General features: G+C 64.9%; 16 protein-coding genes and 1 pseudogene. 11 read left to right on the top strand and 6 right to left on the bottom strand.

Going from position 1 to position 17931, the window contains the following annotated elements:
* Nucleotides 1-138 precede the first annotated feature (138 nt).
* The 4 genes from ffh to rimM all read left to right on the top strand — a co-directional run bounded on the left by ffh (nucleotide 139) and on the right by rimM (nucleotide 2821).
* On the top strand, nucleotides 139-1662 hold the full coding sequence (gene ffh / locus KV697_RS04765) for a signal recognition particle protein (RefSeq protein ID WP_219020310.1): 1524 nt from the start codon (nucleotides 139-141) through the stop codon (nucleotides 1660-1662).
* 57 nt (nucleotides 1663-1719) lie between these two features.
* Entirely contained in the window at nucleotides 1720-2106 is a 387-nt protein-coding gene (gene rpsP / locus KV697_RS04760) for a 30S ribosomal protein S16 (RefSeq protein ID WP_007404083.1), read from the top strand.
* Nucleotides 2107-2214: 108 nt separating this feature from the next.
* Complete coding sequence (locus tag KV697_RS04755) at nucleotides 2215-2355, top strand: hypothetical protein (protein ID WP_219020309.1); 141 nt, start codon at nucleotides 2215-2217, stop codon at nucleotides 2353-2355.
* Nucleotides 2327-2821, top strand: coding sequence for a ribosome maturation factor RimM (gene rimM / locus KV697_RS04750; RefSeq protein WP_219020308.1), 495 nt, complete (start codon nucleotides 2327-2329; stop codon nucleotides 2819-2821). Before KV697_RS04755 ends, rimM begins: the two co-directional genes overlap by 29 nt.
* On the opposite strand, the gene KV697_RS04745 is transcribed toward rimM, so the two are convergent.
* Nucleotides 2811-3719: an NAD(P)/FAD-dependent oxidoreductase gene (locus KV697_RS04745; protein ID WP_219020307.1), complete on the bottom strand. Its 909-nt coding sequence runs from the start codon at nucleotides 3717-3719 to the stop codon at nucleotides 2811-2813. The genes rimM and KV697_RS04745 overlap by 11 nt on opposite strands.
* An 86-nt stretch (nucleotides 3720-3805) precedes the next feature.
* Between KV697_RS04745 and KV697_RS04740 the strand changes: the two genes are divergently transcribed.
* The 4 genes and pseudogenes from KV697_RS04740 to rplS all read left to right on the top strand — a co-directional run bounded on the left by KV697_RS04740 (nucleotide 3806) and on the right by rplS (nucleotide 5571).
* The gene (locus KV697_RS04740; protein WP_219020306.1) at nucleotides 3806-4072 is read left to right on the top strand and encodes an AbrB/MazE/SpoVT family DNA-binding domain-containing protein; all 267 of its coding nucleotides are present in this window, start codon (nucleotides 3806-3808) and stop codon (nucleotides 4070-4072) included.
* 4 nt (nucleotides 4073-4076) lie between these two features.
* Nucleotides 4077-4451, top strand: coding sequence for a type II toxin-antitoxin system VapC family toxin (locus KV697_RS04735; protein ID WP_257575613.1), 375 nt, complete (start codon nucleotides 4077-4079; stop codon nucleotides 4449-4451).
* A pseudogene (trmD, locus tag KV697_RS04730) lies at nucleotides 4448-5163 on the top strand (tRNA (guanosine(37)-N1)-methyltransferase TrmD); the annotation flags it as partial. The gene KV697_RS04735 and the pseudogene trmD, both read left to right, overlap by 4 nt.
* Before the next feature lie 15 nt (nucleotides 5164-5178).
* A complete protein-coding gene (gene rplS, locus KV697_RS04725; RefSeq protein ID WP_219020303.1) occupies nucleotides 5179-5571 on the top strand; it encodes a 50S ribosomal protein L19 in 393 nt (130 codons plus the stop codon).
* 244 nt (nucleotides 5572-5815) lie between these two features.
* Here the strand turns inward: rplS and KV697_RS04720 are convergent, their stop codons facing one another.
* Nucleotides 5816-6457, bottom strand: a complete 642-nt coding sequence (locus KV697_RS04720; RefSeq protein WP_219020302.1) for a peptidylprolyl isomerase — start codon at nucleotides 6455-6457, stop codon at nucleotides 5816-5818.
* Between the two features lie 135 nt (nucleotides 6458-6592).
* Between KV697_RS04720 and KV697_RS04715 the strand changes: the two genes are divergently transcribed.
* The gene (locus KV697_RS04715; protein ID WP_219020301.1) at nucleotides 6593-7654 is read left to right on the top strand and encodes an energy transducer TonB; all 1062 of its coding nucleotides are present in this window, start codon (nucleotides 6593-6595) and stop codon (nucleotides 7652-7654) included.
* A 64-nt stretch (nucleotides 7655-7718) separates the two neighbouring features.
* Here the strand turns inward: KV697_RS04715 and rpoD are convergent, their stop codons facing one another.
* The 4 genes from rpoD to KV697_RS04695 form a co-directional block, all read right to left on the bottom strand.
* Nucleotides 7719-9746, bottom strand: a complete 2028-nt coding sequence (gene rpoD, locus KV697_RS04710; RefSeq protein WP_219020300.1) for an RNA polymerase sigma factor RpoD — start codon at nucleotides 9744-9746, stop codon at nucleotides 7719-7721.
* Between the two features lie 142 nt (nucleotides 9747-9888).
* Nucleotides 9889-11736 (bottom strand): DNA primase, encoded by a 1848-nt coding sequence (dnaG, locus tag KV697_RS04705; RefSeq protein WP_219020299.1) that lies wholly within the window; start codon nucleotides 11734-11736, stop codon nucleotides 9889-9891.
* A 151-nt stretch (nucleotides 11737-11887) separates the two neighbouring features.
* Nucleotides 11888-12424, bottom strand: coding sequence for an endonuclease domain-containing protein (locus tag KV697_RS20270; protein ID WP_219020298.1), 537 nt, complete (start codon nucleotides 12422-12424; stop codon nucleotides 11888-11890).
* An 18-nt stretch (nucleotides 12425-12442) separates the two neighbouring features.
* Entirely contained in the window at nucleotides 12443-12895 is a 453-nt protein-coding gene (locus KV697_RS04695) for a GatB/YqeY domain-containing protein (RefSeq protein ID WP_007404070.1), read from the bottom strand.
* A 140-nt stretch (nucleotides 12896-13035) separates the two neighbouring features.
* Between KV697_RS04695 and carA the strand changes: the two genes are divergently transcribed.
* Together carA and carB are read left to right on the top strand one after the other, a co-directional pair.
* Nucleotides 13036-14220, top strand: coding sequence for a glutamine-hydrolyzing carbamoyl-phosphate synthase small subunit (gene carA, locus KV697_RS04690; protein ID WP_219020297.1), 1185 nt, complete (start codon nucleotides 13036-13038; stop codon nucleotides 14218-14220).
* Nucleotides 14221-14569: 349 nt separating this feature from the next.
* The gene (gene carB, locus KV697_RS04685; protein WP_219020296.1) at nucleotides 14570-17902 is read left to right on the top strand and encodes a carbamoyl-phosphate synthase large subunit; all 3333 of its coding nucleotides are present in this window, start codon (nucleotides 14570-14572) and stop codon (nucleotides 17900-17902) included.
* Nucleotides 17903-17931: the final 29 nt, after the last annotated feature.

Below are 17931 nucleotides of genomic sequence, written 5' to 3'. Positions count from 1 at the left end.
CCGTTTCGGAATGTGAAAGTGAAGCGCCCAAGGGTGCACGCTGGCCGGCGAGGTTTCGCCCGCCGGCGCTTTTGCGTTTGGCGATGCGGCATGGTTTTGTGGCCGGGCTTTCGGGACCGGCGTTGACGAGGTGAGGCGATGTTCGACAGCTTGAGCGATCGGCTTGGCGGCGTATTCGACCGCCTTCGCGGCCGTGGCGCGCTGACCGAGGCGGATGTCCGCACCGCGATGCGCGAAGTGCGCGTGGCCCTGCTGGAAGCCGACGTCGCGCTGCCCGTCGCGCGCGATTTCGTCGACAAGGTCACCGAACAGGCGATCGGCCAGAACGTCCTGCGCTCGATCACGCCGGGCCAGCAGGTCGTCAAGATCGTCCACGACGCGCTGGTCGCGATGCTGGGCGCCGATGCCAGCGAGCTGCTGCTCGACGTCACGCCGCCTGCCGTCGTGATGATGGTCGGTCTTCAGGGCTCGGGTAAGACCACGACCACCGCCAAGATCGCCCGCCGCCTGTCGAGCGGGGCGATGGGCCGTGATCGCAAGAAGGTGCTGATGGCGTCGCTCGACGTCAATCGCCCTGCCGCACAGGAGCAGCTGGCGACGCTGGGTACCCAGGTCGAGGTTTCGACCCTGCCGATCATCGCCGGGCAGCAGCCGGTCGAGATCGCGCGCCGCGCGATGCAGGCCGCCAAGCTGCAGGGCTATGACGTCCTGATGCTCGACACCGCCGGTCGTCTGCACGTCGACCAGGCGCTGATGGACGAGATGAAGGCGGTGGCGGAGATCGCCCAGCCCCAGGAAATCCTCCTCGTCGTCGACTCGCTGACCGGACAGGACGCGGTGAACGTGGCGACCAGCTTCTCGGAGCAGGTGCCGCTGACCGGCGTGGTGCTGACCCGTATGGACGGCGATGCGCGCGGTGGTGCGGCGCTGTCGATGCGCGCCGTCACCGGCAAGCCCATCAAGTTCGCCGGTGTCGGCGAAAAGATGGACGCGCTGGAGGCCTTCCATCCGGAGCGTGTCGCGGGCCGCATCCTCGGCATGGGCGACGTCGTGTCGCTGGTCGAGCGCGCGGCCGAGACGATCCAGCAGGAAGATGCCGAGCGCATGGCCATGAAGATGGCCAAGGGTCAGTTCGATCTGAACGACCTGCGCGGCCAGTTGGCCCAGATGCGCCGCATGGGCGGGCTGGGCGCGCTGGCGGGCATGATGCCGGGCATGAAGAAGGCGCAGAACGCGCTGAACGATGCCGGTGGCGACAAGATCCTGCTCCGCATGGACGCGATCATCACGTCGATGACGGTCAAGGAGCGGGCCAAGCCCGAACTGGTCAACGCCAAGCGCAAGATCCGCATCGCCAAGGGTTCCGGCACCACGGTCCAGGACGTGAACAAGCTCCTGAAGATGCATCAGGAAATGGCCACGGCGATGAAGAAGATCAAGAAGATGGGCGGCATCAAGGGCATGATGTCGATGCTGGGCAAGGGCGGCCTCGGCGGCCTGGGCAACGCGCTGGGCGGTCCGCAGATGGGCGAGATGCTCAACAAGGCGGGCGGCGGTGGCGGCCTGCCGGGCATCGGCGGCATGGGTGCAGGCGGCGGCAAGCTGCCCGAGGGCATGCCGAAACTGCCCCCCGGCTTCGAAAATCTTCTGAAGAAGAAATAACCCCCGCGCCGGACGGAATGCCGGTGGATTTGAACGTTTTAACTCAAGGACTGAAATATGGCTCTCAGCATTCGTCTGTCGCGTGGTGGCTCGAAGAAGCGCCCTTACTACCGCATCGTGGTCGCCGACGCCCGTGCGCCGCGCGACGGCAAGTTCATCGAGAAGATCGGCAACTACAACCCGCTCCTCGCCAAGGACAATGACCAGCGCGTGCAGCTCGACGCCGAGCGCGCGAAGCACTGGCTCGCCAATGGCGCGCAGCCGACCGACCGCGTCGCCCGCTTCCTGGACGCCGCCGGCGTTCGTGAGCGCGCCGCTCGCAACAACCCGAACAAGGCGAAGCCCGGCGAAAAGGCCACCGAGCGCGCCGAAGAGCGTGCCGAGAAGCTGAAGGCCGCTCAGGAAGCTGCCAACGCTCCGGCCGAAGAGACCGCCGAAGCCTAATGGCTTTCGGCTTTGCGCTGCCTCGGTCGATCGCGATCGGGGCAGGGCAAGGCACCGGATACGGGGTCATGCGTTTCTTGAGGCCTCATGGCTTCAGGAGATATGCGCATGACCCCGCCGACCGAACCCGATCCCCGGACCGCCCCCGACGACCATGACGACGCGACCAACCAAGGCGTCTCCGCGCCAGACCCCGCCGAAGGCGGAGACGACGCCCCCGATGGGGACGGCAACTCGCCCAACGGGTGAGCCGCGCGTCACGCTGGCTGTGATCGTCGGCGCGCACGGCATTACGGGCGAGGTTCGGCTCAAGGTCTTTGCCGACGATCTGTCGGACTATCGCGCGTTCAATGACGGCGCGCTGACGCTGAAGTCGGCGCGTGACGGTTCGAACGGCGTCATCGCCCGCTTCGCCGAAGTCACCGACCGCAACGCTGCCGAGGCGCTTCGCGGCACGGAACTGACGGTGCCGCGCTCCGCTTTGCCTCCGTTGGAGGAAGGCGAATATTATCATGCCGACATTATTGGTCTGCCCGCCATCGCCAGCGATGGCGAGGAACTGGGTCATGTCGCGCTGATCGAGAATTTTGGCGCCGGTGACGTGCTCGAAATCGAACGTCCCGACGGTCGCCGCTTCATGGTGCCGATGAACGCGCAGGCCGTGCCCGAATGGGATCAGGACCGCCTGATCGTGGAGCGTGCCTTCATCGCCTGATCGGGCGTTGCTCGTTCAACAGGTTGCGGATCGTCGTGGCCGCGACGCCTGCCTCGCCCATTGCATGGCTGATCTGATCCAGCCCTTTCACCACGTCACCCGCCGCGAACAGGCCGGGGACCGAGGTCCGCTGGTGGTCGTCGACCTCTAGGCATCCGCTGGGGTCCGCCTTGGCGCCTGCCGATACCGCCAGCTCCGACCGGATGCGGGAGCCCATCGCTGGATAGACGCTGTCGAAGCGCATCCGGCCATTCGCGGTGTCGAGCGCGATCTGCTCGCCCTCGATCGCCCAGCCGCCACAGGGCCCATCCACGCGGGCCACGCCAGCTTCGTCCAGCGCTTTGGCACATGCCGGGTCGAGGTCATGCGCGGCATCGGGTGCGATTAGCGTCACGTCTTTGGTAAAACCGCGCAGGAACAGCGCCTCGCGCATGCCATGGTCGCTGGTGCCGATGACGCCGACACGCTTGTCGGTGACTTCATAGCCATCGCAAACCGGGCAATAGCGGATCAGCCCGCGCTCCAGCGCCGGGTCGTGAACGTCGGGCAGGAGCCTGCGGGGCCGATGATTGACGACGCCGGTGGCGAGCAGAACGGTTCGGGTGCGATATTCGATGTCGTCCGCGATGACCCGGAAATGGCCGTTTTCGGGGTGGATCGCCGTGACCCGGTGCGGCGTACAATGCGCGCCGTAGCGACGCGCCTGGTCATGCATCCGTCCCAGCAGCGCCTTGCCGCTAATCCCCTCGGGGAAACCGGCATGATTGTGCGTGCACGGGATCATCGCCGCACGGCTCGACCCGCTGTCGAACATATGGATGCGCAGATGATAGCGGGCCAGGTAGATGGCCGCCGTCAGCCCTGCCGGTCCCGCGCCGATGATGATGCAATCGTCCATGGCGTGGGCAAAGCGTGAGCGTTCGCAACGTTCCTTGGTATCGCCCATCGGATCGTGTATATACGTCGCGTATATACGGAGGTTGTATGGGCAAGGATTATCAAGCAAAGGTCTTCCGCTCGGGCAATTCGCTGGCATTGCGCCTGCCCGCGGCGCTGGGATTGGCCGAGGGAACGGAAATGACCCTGCGGGAAGAGCAGGGGCGCTATGTCTTCGAGCCCGTTCGCGAATTGCCCAAGACGATTGACCTGACCGGTATTGCGGGTTCGATGCCTTGGTTGAAGCCGATAGAGCGCGAGGATTTTGACGATCCCGAGCGGCCATGGCACCTTCTGAACGGCAAGGATGCCTGAGTGGGTGCGCTATCTGATCGACACCAACTGCTGCATCTTCCTGTTTGCAGGTGAATATCCGGCATTACTCAACCGAGTATCGGCGACGCCGGTGGGGGAGATCGGCCTTTCCAGCATCGTTTTTGCCGAGTTGGCTCTGGGTGTTCGCCACGGCAAACCGCCTCTGGAGCGCCAGTTGGAGCAACTCGCCAGGCAGATGCCTATCCTGCCGTTCGACGAAGCGGCAGCGCGCTGCTATGCGACCCTTCCGTTTCGACGGGGACGTTTCGACCGGCTGCTCGGTGCTCATGCCCTTAGCCTGGGCAGCATCGTCATTACCGATAATGAAGCCGACTTCGCCGACATCCCCGGCCTGACCATCGAGAACTGGACGCTGTGACCTTCCGCGCGACGATATTGACGCTCTATCCGGAGATGTTTCCCGGTCCTCTCGGCTATTCGCTGGCGGGGCGGGCGCTGCGGGAGGATCGCTGGGCGCTGGAGACGGTGCAGATCCGCGACTTCGCGACCGACAAGCATCGTTCGGTCGACGATACGCCTGCGGGGGGCGGCGCGGGCATGGTCCTGCGCGCCGATGTGCTGGCAGCGGCGGTGGATTCGGTCGCAGACGACCGACCCGTTCTGGCGATGACGCCGCGAGGGAAGCCGTTCACCCAGCCGCGCGTCCGCGAGCTGGCGGCGGGACCGGGCCTCACCGTGCTGTGCGGCCGGTTCGAGGGCTTTGACGAGCGTCTGTTCGAGGCGCGGGGCATCGAGCAGGTGTCGATCGGCGACTATATCCTGTCGGGTGGCGAGATGGGCGCGCTGGTGCTGCTCGACGCTTGCGTTCGGCTGCTTCCCGGCGTAATGGGCGCGGCTTCCAGTGGAGTCGAGGAAAGCTTCGAAAGTGGCCTTCTCGAATATCCGCAATATACCCGACCTGCGGAGTGGGAAGGGCGCACGATCCCTGAAGTGCTGCGATCGGGGGATCATGCGAAAATCGCAAAATGGCGTCATGCCAGGGCTTGCGAGGATACACGGTCAAGGCGGCCGGACCTTTGGGAACGTCATGAGGGCGTTCGGGTCGGTCGCCCTCTGGCGCGCGGCGACGATTGAGGAATAGTGTCATGAACGTGATCCAGCAGATCGAAGCTGAGCAGATCGCCAAGTTCAACGAGACGAAGAAGATCCCCGAATTCCGCCCCGGCGACACGCTGAAGGTCGGTGTGAAGGTCGTCGAAGGCGAGCGTACCCGCGTCCAGTTCTATGAGGGCGTCTGCATCGCCCGCTCGAACAAGGGCATGGGCTCGTCGTTCACCGTCCGCAAGATCTCCTTCGGTGAGGGCGTGGAGCGCGTCTTCCCGCTCTACTCGCCGAACGTCGACTCGATCGATGTCGTCCGCAAGGGCGCCGTGCGTCGCGCGAAGCTGTACTATCTGCGTGGCCGCACCGGTAAGTCGGCGCGTATCGCAGAGCGTCGCGATCCGCGTCCGGCCAAGGGCACTGCCGCCGCCGAGTAATCGGTGCGGCGGACCCTTTGTGGTTCGACAGGGAAGGGGCGGCGGCACCAAGCGGTGTCGCCGCCCTTTTTCTTTGCGCGGGCCCAATCTCTGTTCAGCCGCTACGACCGCATGCTCCGTTCAGCCTGAGCGAAGTCGAAGGCCACGCCCCGTCCTCTGCCGCATACGGATCCGGTGGCCCGTGGAGAGCGCATCCCTTGGCCTTCGACTTCGCTCGGGCTGAACGGAGGCGGAGTGGGGGGCCTTACCCCCCGAAATTATACAGCCACATGCGCGGTTCCTTGGTCGGCTGCGGCTTGCCGTCCAGCCGCTTGGCGGAGATCAGCGTGACGGGCTTCAGGATCATCTGGCCTTTCATCGCATCCTGTCCGCCGCCCGAAGGCTTGGCGAGGATCTTCTTCACCGTGTCCATCCCTGCGACGATACGCCCGAACGCGGCATAGCCGTCATAGCCCGGCCGTGCGTCCATGCCGGGCGTCGGGCCGACGGTGATGAAGAAATTGCCGCCCGCCGAGGACGGCGTCGTCCCGCGCGCCATGGATATGGTGGCGTCGAGATGCTTGATCCCGGTCTGCGTCGTCTTCTCCAGCGGGAAGGGCGGCAGGATACGGCGCGCATCGGTGCGGATGCCGCCCTGTACGAAGCCCTTCTTGGGATCGCGCTTGTCCCGCGCCGCGCGGTAGAAGCTGGTGCCGTCGAACCGCCCGTCATCGACATAGGCCAGGAAGTTTTTGCTGGTCGCAGGCGCATGGCGCGTGTCGAGCGCGACGACGATCGGCCCTTCCGAGGTATTGAGCTGGACCCGGACATAGCCGGGGCGGGGGACATTCTGGCTGGCAGGCGCAGCGGCGGTCAGCAGGGCGAGGAACGGCAACGCATACTTCATGACACCCGATTACCGCCTTCTCCCCGTCTTGTGGAGGGGGCGAGCGCCTGACCGCAATGTCACCCGATGGTCAGCATGGCGTTACGGGCGGGTGATAGGGTCAGGGCGAGACATTCCGGGGGGTGGGACGAAGCCATGCGATTGGTTTTCTTAGGGGCCGCCTGTTCATGGCTGGCAGCGGTGCCGTTGCACGCGCAGACCGTCGACAGTCCGCCTGTGCCCGATGGAACGGTGACGGACTGGGTGCATCCCGATGACTATCCGCCTGCCTCCATGCGTGCCGGAGAAGAGGGGCGGGTGTCGGTGCAACTTGACGTCAACGCAAGTGGCATGGTCAAGGGGTGTCAGGTCACGAACAGCAGCGGCCATCCGCTGCTCGATGCGCGGACCTGTACGATCCTGACCCAGCGTGCACATTTCCGACCGGCGCGTGATGTCACGGGGCAGGCGATTGCTGCCACCACGCCGGTCATGAGCTTCCGGTGGCAGATTCCGGTCGATACTTCGCCGACATCGCCACCGTCGGCGGATGATACGAAGATCAGGGACGGGGCGGCCGCATCGTTACGGATGCTGGGTTCTTCGCCGCTGCCAGCGGACCAGCCCGTTACGTCCGAGCGGCTCCGTCTCGCCGAGCCGCTGGTCCGCGGCATGCGTTCGGACGACGAGGTCAAGATGGAAGGCTTTTGGCGTTCTACTGCGGAAAGCGCACTTGCGGCGCGTTTCGCTGGCCTGCCTCCGCGAAGTCAGACCTTGGCCAAGGCAGACTTCGCGGAGGCCTTCGACATCGTCTGGCAGCAAAATCTGCGGATGGCCCATGACCGCGTGCTGCGCTTCTATACGGCTCGCCTGAATGACGGCGAAATCCGTGAACTGACGACATTCTTTCAGTCCGGCGTCGGCTATAAGCAAATCCATCATACGGCCCCTTTGACCGCCGAAGATCGACAGGCCTTCGGACGAGCGATGGCCGAGCATCCTGCGGTGGCAAAGTGGACCAAGCTGGGGATGGACTTCCTCCAGACCACGATGGCGGAGGCGCATGACCTGGGCGTGGCATCACAGGCCAAGCTGACGGCGGCCCTCTGCCCGAAGCTGGCGCGGGACCATATCCAGTTGTCGACCTGCCCGGCGGTCAAGCCGACCCCGGCGACCGGCAAGGCCCGACCGGCCACGCTGCTGACGACGCATCTGTAGGGCACGCAAAAAGGGCCGCCGATCCTTCGACCGGCGGCCCTGTTCTTAAACGCCAAACCCGACCTTATTGGTCGAGGAAGCTGCGCATCTTGCGGCTGCGGCTGGGGTGCTTCAGCTTGCGGAGCGCCTTCGCTTCGATCTGGCGGATACGTTCGCGCGTGACCGAGAATTGCTGGCCGACCTCTTCCAGCGTGTGGTCGGTGTTCATGCCGATGCCGAAGCGCATGCGCAGCACGCGCTCCTCACGCGGGGTCAGCGAGGCGAGGACGCGGGTGACCGTTTCCTTGAGGTTGGCCTGGATGGCCGCGTCCACCGGGATGACTGCGTTCTTGTCCTCGATGAAGTCGCCGAGGTGCGAATCCTCTTCGTCGCCGATCGGCGTTTCGAGGGAGATCGGCTCCTTGGCGATCTTCATCACCTTGCGCACCTTCTCCAGCGGCATGGAGAGGCGCTCGGCCATTTCTTCCGGAGTCGGCTCGCGGCCCTGCTCGTGCAGGAACTGGCGGCTGGTGCGGACCAGCTTGTTGATCGTCTCGATCATGTGAACCGGGATGCGGATTGTCCGCGCCTGGTCGGCGATCGAACGGGTGATCGCCTGACGAATCCACCACGTCGCGTAGGTCGAGAACTTATAGCCGCGACGATATTCGAACTTATCGACCGCCTTCATCAGGCCGATATTGCCTTCCTGGATGAGGTCCAGGAACTGCAGGCCGCGATTGGTGTATTTCTTGGCGATGGAGATGACGAGGCGCAGGTTCGCCTCGACCATTTCCTTCTTGGCGATACGTGCCTCGCGCTCGCCCTTCTGCACCATGTTCACGATGCGGCGGAATTCGGTCAGCGCCATGCCGGTCTGCTGCGAGATGTCGGCGATCTCGCTGCGGATGCGGTCGACGGTGGCGGCTTCGTTCGACGCGAAATTGCCCCACTTCTTGTCAACGCCGCGCACGGTATCGAGCCAGTTCTCGTCCAGCTCGTGACCCAGATAGCGGTCCAGGAAGTCCTTGCGGTTGACCTTGTGCCGCTCGGCCAGACGCAACATCTGGCCGCCCAGCGCGGTCAGGCGGCGGTTATAGGCGTACAGCTGGTCAACCAGGAATTCGATCTTGGCGTTGTGGAACTGGACGCTCTCGACCTCGGCGGTCAGCTCTTCGCGCAGCTTGTGGTACTTGCGCTCCTCGGCTGCCGACAGCTCGCCGCCCAGCGCCATGGACTCCAGGCGCTGTTGCTGGATCTTCGAGAATTTCTTGTAGATCGCGGTGATGTTGGCGAACTTCTCGAGCGCCTGCGGCTTGAGCGTCTCCTCCATCTGGGCGAGGGACAGGGTGTTGTCCTCTTCCTCGTCCTCGGCGCGGGGCCCGCGGCGTTCGCCGCCCTCGCCATCCTCGTCATCGACCGAGGGTTCCTCGGGCTCTTCTTCTTCCTTGAACTGGGGACCGGCGTTCTTCGCGCTGATCTCGCCATTGTCGTCCTCGTCCTCCTCGCCCAGATTTTCCGGGCCGGCATCCTTGGACAGCATGGCGTCGAGATCGAGGATCTCGCGCAGTTGCATCGTGCCTTCGTTCAGCGCGGTCGACCAGTCGATGATCGCGTTGAACGTGATCGGGCTTTCGCACAGCCCCAGGATCATCGTGTCGCGACCCGCCTCGATCCGCTTGGCGATGGCGATTTCGCCTTCACGGCTCAGCAGTTCGACCGCGCCCATCTCGCGCAGGTACATGCGGACCGGATCGTCGGTGCGATCGACGGTTTCCTTCTTCTTCGCCTCGGGCTGCGGACCGGAATCGCCGTCAGCGTCCGTGGTCTCGGCGTCGTCGGCCTCTTCCTCGGACTCCCCGTCCTCGCCCTGCTCCTCATTCTCGACGATATTGACGCCCATCTCGTTCAGGGCGGCCATGATATCCTCGAGCTGGTCGGAGGACATCTGGTCCTGCGGCAGCGCTTCGTTCAGCTGGTCGTACGTGATGTAGCCGCGCTTCTTGGCGCGCGCGATCAGCTTCTTGATCGACGCCTCATTCAGGTCGATCAGCGGCGCATCGCCCGTTTCCGTGGTATCGGTCGTATCCGCCGCCATATTCGCCTTCGCCATCAAATGCCCTCAGGGTTCCGTGCCCGGCCTCTGTCACACCGCTCGCAGGTGATGCAAGCGGGTGAGGGGGCCATGCGTAATTTTCCAGTGCGGGCGTGGGTCGCCCAATATGCCCCGGATATGGGGCGGGAGAGGTGCTGTATCAAGCGGCCTCCCCGGCTTGCTTCTCCGCCAGATCGCGCGCCGCCTCCAGCCAACTGTAGAGCTGGTCCATCGATTGCGCGTGCGCCGCATGGCACCGCGTCTGCTCGGCGAAGCGATCCTCGGTCATGTCGGTCTGGAACGCCTGCACCGCGCGTTCGCGGTTCGCGCGCGTCTCGCTTTCCTCCAGCATGACCTCGATGATCTTTTCCAGGTCGCGGACCGCAATGGCCGGATCGCTGGCCTTGCTGAAGAAGCTGAACGCCAGGTCGCGGGTATAGTCGCGCGCGTCGATCGGGTGGACGTCGGTGGTCGCCATGATCTGTTCGATCAGGCTTTCCGCCTCGGCCGCATCCTTGCGCGACAGATGCGGGTCGTTGACCGCCGCGTCGAGCAGGTGATGCCGCCAGTCGTTGAGATAGCGGTCGCCCATGTCCAACCGGCTGATCTCGTCCATATAGCGACACAGGACATGCGGATAGCGCATGAGGCCAAGCAGGACCGCGCGCTTCAGGCTGTATTCGACGCCGCGTCCGACATGGCGATTGGCCTCGGCCACCGCCTGATGCACCGCCGCCGCATTGACCCGCCGGATGCCGAAAATGTCGAAATAGCGCGACATCATCGCGCGCTTATATTCGTAGGCCAGATCCTTGTGCGGGATCTGCTGCGCCAGCTCCTCCAGCCGCTGTTTCAGCGCGGCGCGGCCCTCGGGCGTGTCGGTCTGGGCCTGCGCGATCTCCGACTGCCAGAGCAGGTCGCTGAGCGGCGTGGCGCGGGTGAGCACGTCCTCGAAGCCCGCCGCGCCCTTTTCCTGGATCAGGTCGTCCGGGTCCTGCCCCTGTGGCAGAGTGACGAAGGACAGGCTCTTGCCCGGCTGGAGCAGCGGCAGCGCGCGGTGCGCGGCGCGGATCGCCGCCTTCTGCCCCGCCGCATCGCCGTCGAAGCACAGCGTCGGCACGTCGACCATCCGCCACAGCCGTTCCAGCTGGCTCTCGGTCAGCGCGGTGCCGAGCGGCGCGACCGCTTCCTCGATCCCGGCCTGGGCGAGGGCGATCACGTCCATATAGCCCTCGACCACCAGCACCCGGCCGGACTTGCGTACGGCGGGTGCGGCACGGTCGAGATTGTAGAGGGTGCGACCCTTGTCGAAGAGCGGCGTGTCGGGCGAGTTCAGATATTTCGGCTCGCCATCGCCGATGATCCGGCCGCCGAACGCGATCACCCGGCCGCGCGCGTCGCGGATCGGGATCATTAACCGGCCGCGGAACCGGTCATAGGGGTCCTTGCCGTCGACCTTGATCAGCAGCCCGCATTCGATCAGCGCCGGATCGCCATAATCCTTGAGCGCCGCCTTTAGCTTGCCCCGGCTGTCGGGTGCGAAGCCCAGCCCGAAGGCGCGCGCCGTCTCCGGCGTGACCCGGCGGCGGGTCAGCAACTCGCGCGCGTCACCGCCTGACAGGCCGCCCAGCTGCTCGGAGAACCACGCGGCGGCATCGGCCATCGCATCGTGCAGGCCCTTGGCCCGCTCGGCCTTTTGCGCGGCGTGGCGGTCCTGCGCGGGCATATCGAGACCGGCGACCTGCGCCAGTTCCTTGACCGCATCGATGAAGGGCAGCCCGCGCTGATCGGTCATCCAACGAATGGCATCGCCATGCGCCGAACAGCCGAAACAGTGGTAAAAGCCCTTATCGTCGTTGACGTAAAAGCTGGGCGTCTTTTCGTTATGGAAAGGGCAGCAGCCCTTATATTCCCGGCCCGCCTTTTGCAGCTTCACCGTCTTGCCGATCAGCGCCGACAGACTGGTCCGAGCGCGTAGCTCGTCAAGGAATTGCGGGGTCAGGCTCATGGCGTCCGCGCGATTATAATGTGTAGCGGGATGGGGGTGTTTTGGCAAGCGTGGGGTGGGGAGGATGATCCGGGATTGCCCTCCCCTCGATCCCCTCCCGCCTGCGGGAGGGGAAGCGCATTTGGCGGAAGGCAGTCCTCTCCCCCGAGCGTTACAGGCTCCCCTCCCGCAGGCGGGAGGGGTTGGGGGAGGGGCCTTCCGCGAGCGCCCGCTCGATGGTTGCAAGGACGCCCCCCAGATTGCCCAGAACATCGTTGTTCCAGAAGCGGATGACACGCCATCCTCGCGCTTCGAGATAGCGGATGCGGGCGTCGTCGTAGGCGGCCTGTGCATCATGCTGGCCGCCGTCTACCTCGACGATCAGCTTTTCCGATCTAGCTGCGAAGTCTGCGATGTAGGGGCCGACCGGCACTTGCCGGTTGAAGCGGACGCCTGCGATCTGGCGTCTCGATAGTGCCCGCCACAATCGCCGTTCGGCGTCGGTCGGATTAAGGCGCAGTTCGCGCGCTTTCCGCGTCGGCCGGTCTTCGCGGAAGGGCCGGGGGCCCTCCCCTCGGTCCCCTCCCGCCTGCGGGAGGGGATGCGTTTGTGGCGGAGGACAGTCCTCTCCACGAAGCGAAACAGGCTCCCCTCCCGCAGGCGGGAGGGGTTGGGGGAGGGGACCACGCTCGCGATCGAAACCCCGCACCAGCCCCGCTCCCCAACCTTACGCTAGCGAAGCCTTCACCAATCCGCTCGCCTTGCTCATATCCAGCACCGCCGCATGCCGCGCCTTCAGCTCGGCCATGACGCGCCCCATGTCCTTCATGCCGCTCGCCCCGATCTCCGCCTTGATCGCCTCGATGGCGGCCTTGGTCTCGTCCTCGGTCAGCGTCTGCGGCAGGAAGCGTTCGATCACCGCGACCTCGGCCTTTTCGGCGTCGGCCAGTTCCTGACGGCCGCCCTGTTCGTACATGGCGATCGATTCGCGGCGCTGCTTCACCATCTTCTGCAGCACTTCGATCACGACCATGTCGTCATCGGCGGGCGCGTCGCCGGTGCGGAGTTCGATGTCGCGGTTCTTGATGGCGGCCTGGATCAGGCTGATCGCCGCGCGGCTTTCCTTGTCGCCCGCTTTCATGGCGGCCACCTGCGCGGCCTTGATGTCGTCGCGAATCATGTTTTTTCCGTCTTGTCTGAAAGGCGGGGACGTTAGCCGATGGAACCAATTCCGTGAACCGGTTGACGCGAACGCCCGATGGCCCTAGCGGACGCCACTTAGCGACATTGCAGACATTTTAGCAGGAGTGCCCGCCGATCATGGCCGACGCCAAGCCATTCGCCATGCCCGAAAAGCCTGAGGGCGCCACGGGCGTTCTCGTTCTGGCGAACGGAGACGTGTTATGGGGGCGCGGTTTCGGCGTCGAGGGTGATGCCGTCGGAGAGGTGTGTTTCCACACCGCGATGACCGGCTATCAGGAGATCATGACCGACCCGTCCTTCGCGGGCCAGATCATCACCTTCACCTTCCCGCATATCGGCAATGTGGGCGCGAACCCCGACGATATCGAGGCGGACGCGCCGCACGCGCTGGGCATGATCGTCCGGGAGGATCCGACCGCCCCGTCCAACTTCCGCGCGATGGAAAACCTCGCCGGATGGATGGCGCGGCACAACCGCATCGGCCTGGCGGGCATCGACACCCGCGCGCTGACCCGCCGCATCCGCGCCGCCGGCGCGCCCAACGGCGTGATCGCGCATTCGGCTTCGGGCGAGTTCGACATTGCCGCACTGCTCGAAAAGGCGAAGGCCTGGCCGGGGCTGGAAGGCATGGACCTCGCCAAGGACGTGTCGACCGAGCTGCATTATGGCTGGGGCGAGACGCGCGAGGGCGGGTTGTGGCGGTTGGGCTTCGGTTATGAAGGCGCGGAGGGCGAGGATCGCCCGCACGTTGTCGCGATCGATTATGGCAGCAAGCACAACATCTTCCGCAACCTGGTTCAGGCAGGGGCCAAGGTGTCGGTGGTCCCCGCCACCGCCTCCTATGAGGATGTGATGGCGCTGAACCCGGACGGCATCTTCCTGTCCAACGGCCCCGGCGATCCGGCGGCGACCGGCGAATACACCGTGCCGGTGATCCGCCAACTGCTCGACACGGGCAAGCCGCTGTTCGGCATCTGCCTGGGCCACCAGCTTCTCGGTCTGGCGGTCGGCGCCAAGACCACCAAGATGCACCAGGGCCACCGCGGCGCGAACCACCCGGTCAAGCGCCTATCCGACGGTCTGGTCGAGATCACCAGCATGAACCACGGCTTCGCGGTCGAGCGCGAAACGCTCCCTGTGAACGCGCGCGAGACGCATGTGTCGCTGTTCGACGGATCGAATGCGGGTCTGGAACTGACCGATCGCCTGGCCTTCTCGGTCCAGTACCATCCCGAAGCCTCGCCGGGACCGCAGGACAGCTTCTATCTGTTCGAGCGGTTCGTGGGGTCGCTTCGGAAATGAGGTTCGTGGCTTCCGCCGTTGCCCTGATCGCACCTGCCATGCTGGCCGGGTGCGCAGGGCAATCAGGTGGAATGCCATTTATTACTCCAAAGGTATTCGCCCGAGCCGCTGCGAAATGTGGGGTCGTCACGACCCATGTCTCCCGCAGGCGGAAGGGCAAAATCCCTTACGCGACCTATAAAATCCTCGGCCCTGCCGGGGAGGTGCGCTCGGATGACGGAAAAAGCCGAGCCTGCCTGACGGACGCACTTCGCGGCTATCGATACGATTACCTGGGTGAGCAGTTTCCAGACACCTAGCACTGTGACGACAGCCCTATCCTGCATTCCTTTTAAATGGTCATCGCCCAATGCCAAAACGCACTGACATCTCCTCCATCCTCGTCATCGGCGCTGGCCCGATCGTCATCGGTCAGGCGTGCGAGTTCGACTATTCGGGCACGCAGGCGATCAAGGCCCTGAAGGAAGAGGGCTATCGCATCGTCCTGGTCAACTCCAACCCGGCAACGATCATGACCGATCCCGAGCTGGCCGACGCGACCTATGTCGAGCCGATCACGCCCGCAGTCGTCGCCAAGATCATCGAGAAGGAGCGCCCCGACGCGGTCCTGCCGACCATGGGCGGCCAGACCGCGCTGAACACCGCGCTGGCGCTGTTCCATGACGGCACGCTGGAGAAGTTCGGCGTCCAGATGATCGGCGCCGATGCCGAGGCGATTGACAAGGCCGAGGACCGTCAGAAGTTCAAGGTCGCGATGGAGAAGATCGGGCTGGAATCCGCCCGCTCGGCCATCGCGCATACCGAGGCGGAGGCGCTGGCGGGGCTGGAGAAGGTCGGCCTGCCCGCCATCATCCGCCCCAGCTTCACGCTGGGCGGCACCGGCGGCGGCGTCGCATACAACCGCGAGGAGTTCATCGCGATCGTCCGCGCCGGGCTCGACGCCTCGCCGACGACCGAGGTGCTGATCGAGGAATCGCTCCTCGGTTGGAAGGAATATGAGATGGAGGTCGTGCGCGATCGCAACGACAATTCCATCATCATCTGCTCGATCGAGAATATCGACCCGATGGGCGTCCATACCGGCGACTCGATCACCGTCGCACCCGCGCTGACCCTGACCGACAAGGAATATCAGATCATGCGCAACGCCAGCCTGGCGGTGCTGCGTGAGATCGGCGTGGAGACCGGCGGCTCGAACGTGCAGTTCGCGGTCAACCCGAAGGACGGCCGTCTGATCGTCATCGAGATGAACCCGCGCGTGTCGCGCTCCTCGGCGCTGGCGTCGAAGGCGACCGGCTTCCCGATCGCCAAGGTCGCGGCCAAGCTGGCGGTCGGCTATACGCTGGACGAGATCGAGAACGACATCACCGGCGCGACCCCGGCCTCGTTCGAGCCGACGATCGACTATGTCGTCACCAAAATTCCGCGCTTCGCCTTCGAGAAGTTCAAGGGTTCGGAGCCGGTGCTGTCGACCGCGATGAAGTCGGTCGGCGAGGTGATGGCGATCGGCCGCAACATCCATGAGTCGATGCAGAAGGCGCTGCGCGGCCTGGAAACCGGCCTGAGTGGCTTCAACGATGTCGAACATCTGGTCGGTGCCCCGCGCGCCGAGATCGAGGCGGCGCTGGCCAAGGCGACCCCGGACCGGCTTCTAGTCGCGGCGCAGGCGCTGCGCGAAGGCTTCACCGTCGCCGAGGTCCATGCGATCGCCAAATACGATCCCTGGTTCCTGGAGCGGATCGCCGAGATCGTCGCGGCCGAGGCCGAGGTCATGGCAAACGGCCTGCCGCAGGATGCGGCGGGGATGCGCCGCCTGAAGGCGATGGGCTTCTCCGACAAGCGGCTCGCTTATCTGGCGCTGCAATCGGCGAACCTGCGCGGCATGGATCGCGGCATCGCGCGTGGGTCTGGCCTGATCCACGAAGTCGTCAAGATGATGACCGGCGGCGTCACCGAGCAGGAGGTACGCGAGCATCGCCAGAAGCTGGGCGTGCGTCCGGTCTTCAAGCGGATCGACACCTGCGCGGCCGAGTTCGACGCCAAGACGCCGTACATGTACTCGACCTATGAAGCCCCGACCTTCGGCGAGCCCGAGGACGAGGCGGTGCCCAGCGATCGGAAGAAGATCGTCATTCTCGGCGGCGGTCCGAACCGGATCGGCCAGGGCATCGAGTTCGATTATTGCTGCTGTCATGCCTGCTTCGCGCTGGCGGATGCGGGCTATGAGACGATCATGGTCAACTGCAATCCGGAAACGGTCAGCACCGACTATGACACCTCGGACCGGCTGTATTTCGAGCCGCTGACCGCCGAGGACGTGCTGGCCATTCTCGATGTCGAGAAGTCGAAGGGCGAGCTGGTCGGTGTGATCGTGCAGTTCGGCGGCCAGACCCCGCTGAACCTCGCGCGCGCGCTGGAATCGGCGGGTATCCCGATCCTGGGCACCAGCCCCGACGCGATCGACCTGGCCGAGGACCGTGAGCAGTTCGCCGCACTGGTCGACAAGCTGAAGCTGCACCAGCCCAAGAACGGCATCGCGCGCAGCCGCGAGGAAGCGCTGATCGTTGCCGAGCGCGTCGGCTATCCGGTGCTGATGCGCCCCAGCTTCGTGCTGGGCGGCCGCGCCATGGAGATCGTCGACGGCCCGCAGCAGCTGGAGGATTATATCCAGACGGCGGTGCAGGTGTCGGGCGATGCGCCGGTGCTGATCGACCAGTACTTACGCGACGCGATCGAGGTGGACGTGGACGCGATCTGCGACGGCGACCAGGTCGTCGTGGCGGGTGTGCTGCAGCATATCGAGGAAGCGGGCGTCCATTCGGGCGACTCGGCCTGCTCGCTGCCGCCCTACAGCCTGTCGGCCGAGATCATCGCCGAGATCGAGCGTCAGGCGGAAGCACTAGCGCGCGGCCTGAACGTGCGTGGCCTGATGAACATCCAGTTCGCGGTGAAGGATGGCACGGTCTATCTGATCGAGGTCAACCCGCGCGCCAGCCGCACCGTGCCCTTCGTCGCCAAGGCGATCGGCACGCCCATCGCCAAGATCGCCGCACGCGTCATGGCGGGCGAGAAGCTGGCCGACCTGCCGCCGATCGATCGCCACATCGATTATTATGCGGTCAAGGAAGCGGTCTTCCCCTTCGCGCGCTTCCCCGGTGTCGATCCGGTGCTGTCGCCCGAAATGAAGTCCACGGGCGAAGTCATGGGTATCGACCCCGACTTCACCACCGCCTTCGCCAAGTCGCAGCTGGGGGCGGGTACCGTCCTGCCGACCGAAGGCGCGGTCTTCATCAGCGTGAAGGACGGCGACAAGGAACAGATCGTTCCCGCCGCCCGGATGCTGTCGGAGGCAGGCTTCGCGATCGTAGCGACGGGCGGCACCGCCGATTATCTGGATCGTGCGGGCGTCTCGGTCGAGAAGATCAACAAGGTGGCGCAAGGGCGTCCGCATATCGTCGACCGGATCAAGGACGGCGGCATCACCCTGATCTTCAACACGACCGAGGGGTGGCAGAGCCTGAAGGACTCCAAGCCGATCCGCGAAGCCGCGCTTGGCCAGAAGATTCCCTACTTCACCACGGCGCCCGCGAGCGTCGAGGCGGCGAAGGCGATTGCGGCGTCGGCGACCCGTGGTCTTGAAGTACGTCCCCTGCAATCCTACTATTCGCGTTCGCACAACTAATCCCGACATGAGAACATGATGTGCTGGCG

It is taken from the genome of Sphingomonas sanguinis, from assembly GCF_019297835.1.
In the GTDB taxonomy this organism is placed as follows: Bacteria; Pseudomonadota; Alphaproteobacteria; order Sphingomonadales; family Sphingomonadaceae; genus Sphingomonas; species Sphingomonas sanguinis_D.
This window is presented reverse-complemented; position numbering and strand designations above follow the sequence as displayed.

Excerpts from the sequence above, each read along its gene's own strand:
- KV697_RS04740 (WP_219020306.1), top strand. The coding sequence starts at position 3,806 with ATGGGCAAGGATTATCAAGCAAAGGTCTTCCGCTCGGGCAATTCGCTG.
- KV697_RS04720 (WP_219020302.1), bottom strand. The coding sequence starts at position 6,457 with ATGAAGTATGCGTTGCCGTTCCTCGCCCTGCTGACCGCCGCTGCGCCT.
- ffh (WP_219020310.1), top strand. The coding sequence starts at position 139 with ATGTTCGACAGCTTGAGCGATCGGCTTGGCGGCGTATTCGACCGCCTT.
- carA (WP_219020297.1), top strand. The coding sequence starts at position 13,036 with ATGGCCGACGCCAAGCCATTCGCCATGCCCGAAAAGCCTGAGGGCGCC.
- KV697_RS04715 (WP_219020301.1), top strand. The coding sequence starts at position 6,593 with ATGCGATTGGTTTTCTTAGGGGCCGCCTGTTCATGGCTGGCAGCGGTG.
- KV697_RS04755 (WP_219020309.1), top strand. The coding sequence starts at position 2,215 with ATGACCCCGCCGACCGAACCCGATCCCCGGACCGCCCCCGACGACCAT.
- rimM (WP_219020308.1), top strand. The coding sequence starts at position 2,327 with ATGGGGACGGCAACTCGCCCAACGGGTGAGCCGCGCGTCACGCTGGCT.
- dnaG (WP_219020299.1), bottom strand. The coding sequence starts at position 11,736 with ATGAGCCTGACCCCGCAATTCCTTGACGAGCTACGCGCTCGGACCAGT.
- rplS (WP_219020303.1), top strand. The coding sequence starts at position 5,179 with ATGAACGTGATCCAGCAGATCGAAGCTGAGCAGATCGCCAAGTTCAAC.
- KV697_RS04695 (WP_007404070.1), bottom strand. The coding sequence starts at position 12,895 with ATGATTCGCGACGACATCAAGGCCGCGCAGGTGGCCGCCATGAAAGCG.
- rpsP (WP_007404083.1), top strand. The coding sequence starts at position 1,720 with ATGGCTCTCAGCATTCGTCTGTCGCGTGGTGGCTCGAAGAAGCGCCCT.
- carB (WP_219020296.1), top strand. The coding sequence starts at position 14,570 with ATGCCAAAACGCACTGACATCTCCTCCATCCTCGTCATCGGCGCTGGC.
- KV697_RS04745 (WP_219020307.1), bottom strand. The coding sequence starts at position 3,719 with ATGGACGATTGCATCATCATCGGCGCGGGACCGGCAGGGCTGACGGCG.
- rpoD (WP_219020300.1), bottom strand. The coding sequence starts at position 9,746 with ATGGCGAAGGCGAATATGGCGGCGGATACGACCGATACCACGGAAACG.